The sequence below is a fragment of the Streptomyces sp. NPDC018693 genome (assembly GCF_044391385.1).
Classification (GTDB): Bacteria; Actinomycetota; Actinomycetes; order Streptomycetales; family Streptomycetaceae; genus Streptomyces.
The window spans coordinates 285099-292394 of record NZ_JBIRZZ010000009.1 but is presented as its reverse complement, the minus strand read 5'-3'; the positions used below and the strand labels follow the sequence as shown (position 1 = coordinate 292394).

The window sequence follows — 7296 nt, the reverse complement described above, 5'->3', positions numbered from 1 at the left end:
GGGGGGGGGGGGGGGGCGGGCGGGGGGGCGGGGGGGGGGGCCCCCCCCCCCCCCGGGGGGGGCGGGGGGGGCCCGGGGGGGGGGGGGGCCCCCCCCCCACGGCCCTGCACCACCTCCAGCGTTCCCATGGGACAGAAAGGCGAAGAATCCGTGTCCAAGAGCAGACGGTCGTTCCTCGGCATCTCGGCCGCGGCGATCACCGGCGCGGCCTGGACGACGGGCTGCGGCCCCGCTGACGCGGGCGCGACCGCCAGGGCCGAGGCCGACCCCCTCGAGGTTCTCCTGCCGCGGGACGATGCCTTCCCCGTCCATCAGGCGACCCTGCGCCGCCACAGCGCCGCGCCCCGGGACGCCCGTCGTCCGTGGCGCAGCGCCGAACCGACCGGCGTCCCGGCCGCCTCCTACGGCACCGCGCTGCGCGACGCCCTGGCCGACGGTGATGGCCGTGGGCCGGACCTCGTCTTCTCCTGGGGCGGCGGCGCGATCTCCGGCCCCGCCGAGGAGCACCGCCTGGTCGACCTGTACGACCTGCTCCTCGACCACCCCGAGGTCGGCAGGGGACTCCTGCCGCACGCCCTGGACGGCGCCACCGTCAGCGAGCGGCCGTTCGGGGTGCCCGTGCGCGGAACCCGTCCGGCGCTGCTCTTCTGTCACCGGCGCCTGCTGGCCGACCTCGGCCTGGAACCGCCGTCGACCTGGGATGAGTTGAAGAAGGCGGCGAGCAGGCTCGACAAGGCGGGCCTGCTCCCGGTCGCGCAGGCGGGCGACGGCGGTTCCGGCACGATCCCCGTCGGCCAGTCGCTGTGGCTCGCCTACCTGGTGGACCGGATCGGCGGGCCGGAGATCGCCGAGCGAGTACGGGCCGGGGACCCCGCGGCGTGGGGTGACAGGGCCGTCGTCCGGGCGGCCGAGGAGATCCGTGCCCTGGCCGACACCGGCGCGTTCGAGACGAGGGCGGCACCCGCGGACCGGAAGGGCTCCGGCGGGGCCTCCGGCTCGGCTCTCCTCGCCCGGGGAGAGGCGGGCCTGCTGCTGGCCGAGTCCGCCGACCACGCCCTGATCGCCCGGGACTTCCCCGACTTCGCCGCCACGGACCTGGCCTGGGTGCCGTTCCCGGTGCTGACGGACGGCCGGGGAAAGCCCGGGAACCTGGTGGGCACCCCGGCCGGCTATCTGTCGATGAGCACGCGCACCGAGAACCGGATCGGCGCCTTCGCCGTCCTCGGGGCGTTCACCGGGCAGGACCACAGTGCGGCACTGCTGAAGGCCGGTGAGGTGCCCGTCACCTCCGCCGCGGCGAAACTCCTCGACGACGCGCCGCATCCCGCGTTCGCCCGGTTCCTGTACGAGCTGGTGCGCAAGGCGCCCGCCTACACACTCAGCTGGGACAAGGCCGTGGACCCCGCCTGGCGGGCCCCCATGCTCGCGGAGGTCGCGAAGCTGTTCGCCGGCCGCTGCACTGCCCGGCAGTTCAGCAGTGCGCTGCGTGGTCTGGAGGTTCCGGTGGCGCACTGAGTGGTTCCAGGACGGCTTCGGCGAGCGAGCCGACCTCAGCCGGGTCGCCCTGACCTTGGAGGCCGCCTACGGCAGGGCGTACGACATCAAGCTCTCCGACAACAGCACGGACCAGCGCACGGTGACCTACGTGCTTGCCGCCACCTGTCCGGGCGGACTCCTCGCACCCCACGTATGGGCCTGCCATCCCTGCTGTGCGCGATGTCCCGAGCAACCGATGCGCGTGCGGAGTACGACGTCGGACCGACCGTCTCTCGCCTCCGCCTCCGCATCCGCCCGCGTACCGGAGGCGAAGGGTCTCGGAGAACCGATCACGGCGCCACTGGGGTGTGCACCGAGGCCATCCGGGGGATCACGGCGGGCATCAGCAGCACGCGTGGCACGTAGAGGCGGCCGGGACCGTCGGCTTCGATGTCGGCGATCAGCTCGCGCAGCGCAGCGCAGCGCCGACGAGCGGCGGTGGTACGGCGAGGTCCTGTGCGGCCGGCGCGCGCCGGGCGCGGTGCAGTGCGCGGCCGCTGCGGCCGGCGCGGTCGTCGGCGAACGCCCGGACGCAGCGGATGACGACGCCCGACCAGGCATCGTTCCGATGCCGGGCTGGGCCAGGGCTCGCCGCATGGCGCGGCGGGCGGGCCTTCGGGCCGTGACCGCACTGCGCCACGGCCAGTACGGCCAGGCTCACCGCCCGCGAGGGGCCGCCGGGCGCCTGTGCCGGGCGGGTGTGCACGGCCTCGTGGAAGTGCGCCGCGGCAGCGCACTCGTCGTCGGCGTGCAGGACAAACACAGGCACTGCACGCCATAACGGACTCCCCGCTCCCCCCGCACGTGGCCGACACCGCGCTCGTCCCAGCTCCGCCGCCCGCCGACCTCACCGGAACTTCCCAGGTCAGAGGCCCCAGCGCAGAGGCGCGACGATCGCCGGCGGTAACAGGGGCGACCTCCCCAATCCCGATCCGCTAGGCTGTCAGCGGTCAGTCGGCCTCCAGGGCACCTGCCACGGAAGTGTCCCTCCGGACCTCATCCGCGGCAGCCTCGAGGCAAGCCTGACCAGGGCGTTTGTCCCACCCGTCCGGTACTCCCCACTGGGGTTTCCGGCAGGGTTCCGACAAGCCCCGCCTTCGTAGCTCAGGGGATAGAGCACCGCTCTCCTAAAGCGGGTGTCGCAGGTTCGAATCCTGCCGGGGGCACCAGCCAAAAGGCCCCGGACCGATCATGGTCCGGGGCCTTTGACATCCACGTCTGACATCAACGCGGGCGGTCACGTGCGACCGGGGCGCCGCTTCCGCAGCAGCCGGTCCATGTGGCTCATGGCCTCCCGCTGCGTGTCCTGCACGACGTGCGTGTACACGTCCATGGTGATGCTGATCTGCGAGTGCCCAAGGATCTCCATCACCACGCGGGGCGCGACCCCGGCCGCCGTGAGGAACGTGGCCGTGCCGTGGCGAGCGTCGTGCAGCCGGATCACGCGGAGGCCGGCGGACTGGGCGACGCGGGTGAAGGAGCGGTAGAGGTTGCGCGGCTCGACGGGGCGCCCGGTCCGAGTGGCGAAGACGTAGTCCGACTCCTGCCACTTCTCCCCCGCCTTGGCACGGGCGTCGGCCTGCCGCATGCGAGGCCACCGCAGGGGCGCGATGCAGAGCGCGGGCAGCGGGACAGCTCGGCGACGGCGGCTCTTGGGTCGTCGTCGTAGAGGACGCCGCGGCGGCGCTGCACCTGATGGCGGACGTAGAGCACGCGGTTGTCGAGGTCGACATCCGACCACCGAAGACCGACGATCTCTCCCCGGCGGAGTCCCATGGCGATGGCGAGGACGAAGGCCGCGTAAAGCGGGTCCTTGCGGGACGCGGCGAGGAAGTCGAGCGTCTCATCGAGGGTCCAGGGGCGCAGCTCAGGCGTGTCCGTCCTGGGCGGCTCGACGAGCTTGGCGACGTTGTCGGATCCCAGTTGATGCCTGGCGTTCTGGTCCCAGGTGATGCTTGACGGTGGGCCTGGACAACGTGGGAAGCCCCGTGGGGCTTGTTCGCTTTCACGTTACGGACCGGGACGTCGGTCGTGCGCCGGATGACCCGGATCTGGCCGTCCAGCTCGACGGTGATCGTCGTGTCCGAGACGTGTACGGTCACCGTCCGGCCGGCGTAGGGGCGGCCGAGGGAGACGGTCTGGCGGCAGACCATGATCGTGCCGACCGCGCTGATCCGCCGCTGCACGCGGACCGGCTCGACGCGGGGCCGGGGCGGCGGGCCCGCGGGCCGCAGGCCGTGCAACCGCTGCACCTTCGCGCTGGTGAGCGGGTTGGGCCGCACCCGCAGCAGTTCCCTCGATGACGGATCGAAGAACGACAGCGTCTCGTCATCGATCCGGATGCCGACCTGGCGGCCGCCGAGGATCTCCGCCGCAAGCACCTGGCGCCCGCCCAGGTTCACCAGCCCGCTGTTGTTCACCACCCGGTCCACCTCGAACGCGGCCCCGTCGCCGGCAGGCAGCGGCGACGGACCAGCCGCACGTCCTCCCCGGGCGGCAAGCTGCGCGAGATCGGCCACGGACAGGTGCGACCGCACGGACTTGATCCGCGCCCCGGCGACCAGCAGATGGATCACCGCAGTGTCCGCCCAGAACGTCACCGTCAGCCCCGAACGGGACGGACCCAGCCAGAACTGCTTGCCCGCGACCTGCAGATTCCCACTCGCAGGCACCACCCGCTCGAACTCCACCGGCCCACCAGGCTCCACCGGCACAACACCAGAGAGCATCGCCGCCGGGACCGCCTCAGACACAGGGGCAGGACCAGGCGCCGCCTCCGCCGGATCCGACACCACAGCAGAAGCCGTCCGCTGCTGCGGCACCAGTGCGAGCGCCCCGGGCACCCGCAGCCCCAGCATCTCCCGCTCCTGCTCGGGAACCGGAGTGAACCGGTCGCCCGGAGACTGCATGTCCAGCGCCTGATGCGGCCGGTCGCAGTTGTGCTCCTCAACCCACGCATCCAGCGCCGCCTGAGCCGCCCCGATACTCTCGAACACCCCGCAGTCGTCCAGGAGTTCACGCCGCAGCGTCTGATGGAACCGCTCGACCTCGCCCGCCGTGGTCGGGGAGGCCGGCTGGGTGAGGCGGTGCGCGATCCCGTTCTCCCGGCAGATCCGGTCGAACAACACCTCACCACCATGGCCGAACCGGTCGGTGAACTGCTTGCCGTTGTCGGTGAGCACCTCCTCCGGCACCCCGAACCTCTGCAAGGCATGGGCGAACGCCGCACAGACCGCCCGCCCGGTCGCCCGCTCCACCACCGACGCGATCACACAGAACCGGGAATGATCGTCCACACCGGTCACGATCTTCGCCTCGGACAGCTCGCCAGTGACCGGGTTGACCAGCATCACCCCGCCGACGATGTCCATCTGCCACAACTGCATCGCTCGATCACGCTGCCAGCGCTTGTAATCCGACCGCTTCCGGCGCCGCACGCCCGGCTCCACCAGCCCATGACGGACCAGGATCCGATACACGGTCATCCGCGACGGCACCGGCGCCACCGCCCCGGACCGCTCCAGCACATGAGCGATCCGCCGCGGACCCCACCGGGGATGCTGACGCCGCAGCTCGCACACAGCCGCCTCCACCTCCGCGGATGCCTGATGCGGACACGACGCCGGCCTGCGTGACCGGTCCGCCAGACCCGCCAGCCCCTCGGCTCCATACCGGGACTTCCGCCCGCTGACCGTCTGCCGCGACACCCCGAGCGACGCGGCAACCTCGGTCACCGTCGCGCCCGCCAGCACTGCCAACACAGCCCGGTACCTCTGCTCGACAACCGACAACTCCACCAGAGCCAATCCCAGCCTCCCGCCACACGCCGCAACGACGTGCACAGAAAAGCCGATCACGGCCACCGTCAACCATCAGCTGGGACCGAACTGTCAACCATCACCCGGGATCGGACAAGGCACCTCATCCAAGCGGGATAAGACTTTCCCTACGTTCATCAAGGCCCGCGCACGGCGCGGGCGCGCGCCGCCGCTGCGGCGCGGCCTGCCTCCTGTCTGCCCCCGGCTGGCCACGCCCGGCGGCGCGCTACGTGCATGCGGGCTGAAGCACCGAGGTCACCTGCGGGCCAACGACATGCCTCCGGCGGGGGCGCTCAGGCTCCGAGAGGGAGGGGGTGCCGTTCGCGAGTGCCGGCCGGTTGGTGGCGTGCGAGGGGAGCTCCCATCCCGTCTGCCGTCGACCCAGGCAGACGGGATGGGAGCTGGGGAAGGTGGTGGGTTTGGGAAGGATCTCCGGCGTTCACGGCTTCTCGCTCAGATATTCCTCAAGTCTTCGTTGATTCACTTGTGATGCATGCTTCACATGTGGTGAGCTGATGATCACAGCTGGGAAGTGACCAACCCAGTTGGACACAATACACAAAACAGGGGGGCTCACTCGTGCGCAGCAAGATACGGATTCTCGCCGCTGCCACCGTAGTCGCGGTGCTTGGTATGTCGACTATCGCACACGCCGATAGCGGGGAGGATGAGATAACTCCCGCTGACGGCGGCGGGATTGTCATGAACGATGGGCGTGTCATCGGTTTCGGTGATGAGGTCACGTTCACCTTCGAAGGGGAGCCCGAGAAGGCGAGTGATAGCAGAAGAAGCGTGAGCGCGTGCCCTGAGGTGAACGATAAGCCGAAGTACACCGTCAAGGGATCGCCGTACTTCATAGCCAGCAAGCCGCCGAAGTCGACGTGGCTACTGCCCCGTCAGAGCGTGTCCTGGGCATTGACTGACAGCTATGAATTCACCTGGGACATCGGCGTCAGTGCGGAAGCCGAGGCCGGGATCATCCTGGCGAAGGCCAAGACCTCTGTCGATACCAAGATCAGCAACAAGTGGACATGGTCCGGTACGCAGACCGTCACCGACAAGAACACCACAACGAAGGGGTACCGGGCAGTGCTCGGCCAGCAGGGATGGAAGCTCACGACCACCAAGACGTGGATTGCTCCGCCTTGCACCGCCAAGAAGAAGACTATCGTCATCAAGGCGCCCAGGAAGGGCGACATTTCGATCGGACGACAGAACTCGTGATGATCAACGGCAGGCGCATACGACATCTCTCCATTTGCCTGGGCATCTCCATGCCGCTCGCTGTGGGGGCTTGCAGCTCAAGCGAGCCTTCTCCTCCGAATGCCTCGGCTTCGAAGACCTCCGCTTCGGACGGGGCAGAAGCGGCGAAGTCCGTGCTGGAGAAGGGCATTATTGAAATGGAGTCGCTAAGTAACGGGTCTGGCGTGCTGGAGCGGAACTTCGGGAACACGCTGACATCCGTGCCCGACAACGTATTGAGCGTAACATTCGCGTTCACTTGTACGGGTGGCGGCAAGGTGAAGCTGGCGCTCACCGCTGCGGGCAAAGACGCTGCATCAGGCGCCCCTCTATGCGACGGGTCCATTTTCCAACGGAGCGTCGACACAGCCGAGTCGGGTCCTGTCGCATTTTCGGCTGTTACCGCTGACGGCACGAGCGGCGGCTACGCCTACGCCTACTACGTCGAGAAGAAGGAACATTCGTAGGATTCCCTGAAGGCTTGCGCGAGCATATGAGCCCCCGACACTTTTCAATTGGTGGTCGGGGGCTCACTCAGGGCGGTTGCAAAGTCTTGGCAGGGTCGCATGGTTGCAGGTCACGGTGGTGTGACACCGCTGGTGGGCCCGTCCTGTACATATCGAAGCTCCGGTTGGAGTGGGCGAGAGACCAAGCCGCCTTGACGAACCGGAGCCTCAACGTGGCTGAGGCCGTTCATGTG

The 7296-nt window shown here is 69.4% G+C and carries 4 protein-coding genes, 1 tRNA gene and 2 pseudogenes; 4 read left to right on the top strand and 3 right to left on the bottom strand.

The window, feature by feature from the left end:
* The first annotated feature begins 150 nt into the window (after window positions 1-150).
* On the top strand, window positions 151-1515 hold the full coding sequence (locus ACH5AC_RS24420) for an extracellular solute-binding protein (RefSeq protein WP_398864177.1): 1365 nt from the start codon (window positions 151-153) through the stop codon (window positions 1513-1515).
* Window positions 1516-1936: 421 nt separating this feature from the next.
* On the opposite strand, the gene ACH5AC_RS24415 is transcribed toward ACH5AC_RS24420, so the two are convergent.
* Window positions 1937-2305 (bottom strand): hypothetical protein, encoded by a 369-nt coding sequence (locus tag ACH5AC_RS24415; RefSeq protein ID WP_398864176.1) that lies wholly within the window; start codon window positions 2303-2305, stop codon window positions 1937-1939.
* A 324-nt stretch (window positions 2306-2629) separates the two neighbouring features.
* On the opposite strand from ACH5AC_RS24415, the gene ACH5AC_RS24410 reads away from it, so the two are divergent.
* Window positions 2630-2705: transfer RNA gene (locus tag ACH5AC_RS24410), tRNA-Arg, on the top strand.
* 68 nt (window positions 2706-2773) lie between these two features.
* On the opposite strand, the pseudogene ACH5AC_RS24405 reads toward ACH5AC_RS24410, so the two are convergent.
* Together ACH5AC_RS24405 and ACH5AC_RS24400 are read right to left on the bottom strand one after the other, a co-directional pair.
* Window positions 2774-3453, bottom strand: a pseudogene (locus tag ACH5AC_RS24405) (tyrosine-type recombinase/integrase); the annotation flags it as partial.
* 956 nt (window positions 3454-4409) lie between these two features.
* A pseudogene (locus ACH5AC_RS24400) lies at window positions 4410-5342 on the bottom strand (IS481 family transposase); the annotation flags it as partial.
* 591 nt (window positions 5343-5933) lie between these two features.
* Between ACH5AC_RS24400 and ACH5AC_RS24395 the strand changes: the two are divergent.
* Window positions 5934-6578, top strand: coding sequence for a hypothetical protein (locus ACH5AC_RS24395; RefSeq protein ID WP_398864175.1), 645 nt, complete (start codon window positions 5934-5936; stop codon window positions 6576-6578).
* A complete protein-coding gene (locus tag ACH5AC_RS24390) occupies window positions 6578-7063 on the top strand; it encodes a hypothetical protein (protein ID WP_398864173.1) in 486 nt (161 codons plus the stop codon). Before ACH5AC_RS24395 ends, ACH5AC_RS24390 begins: the two co-directional genes overlap by 1 nt.
* Window positions 7064-7296 lie beyond the last annotated feature (233 nt).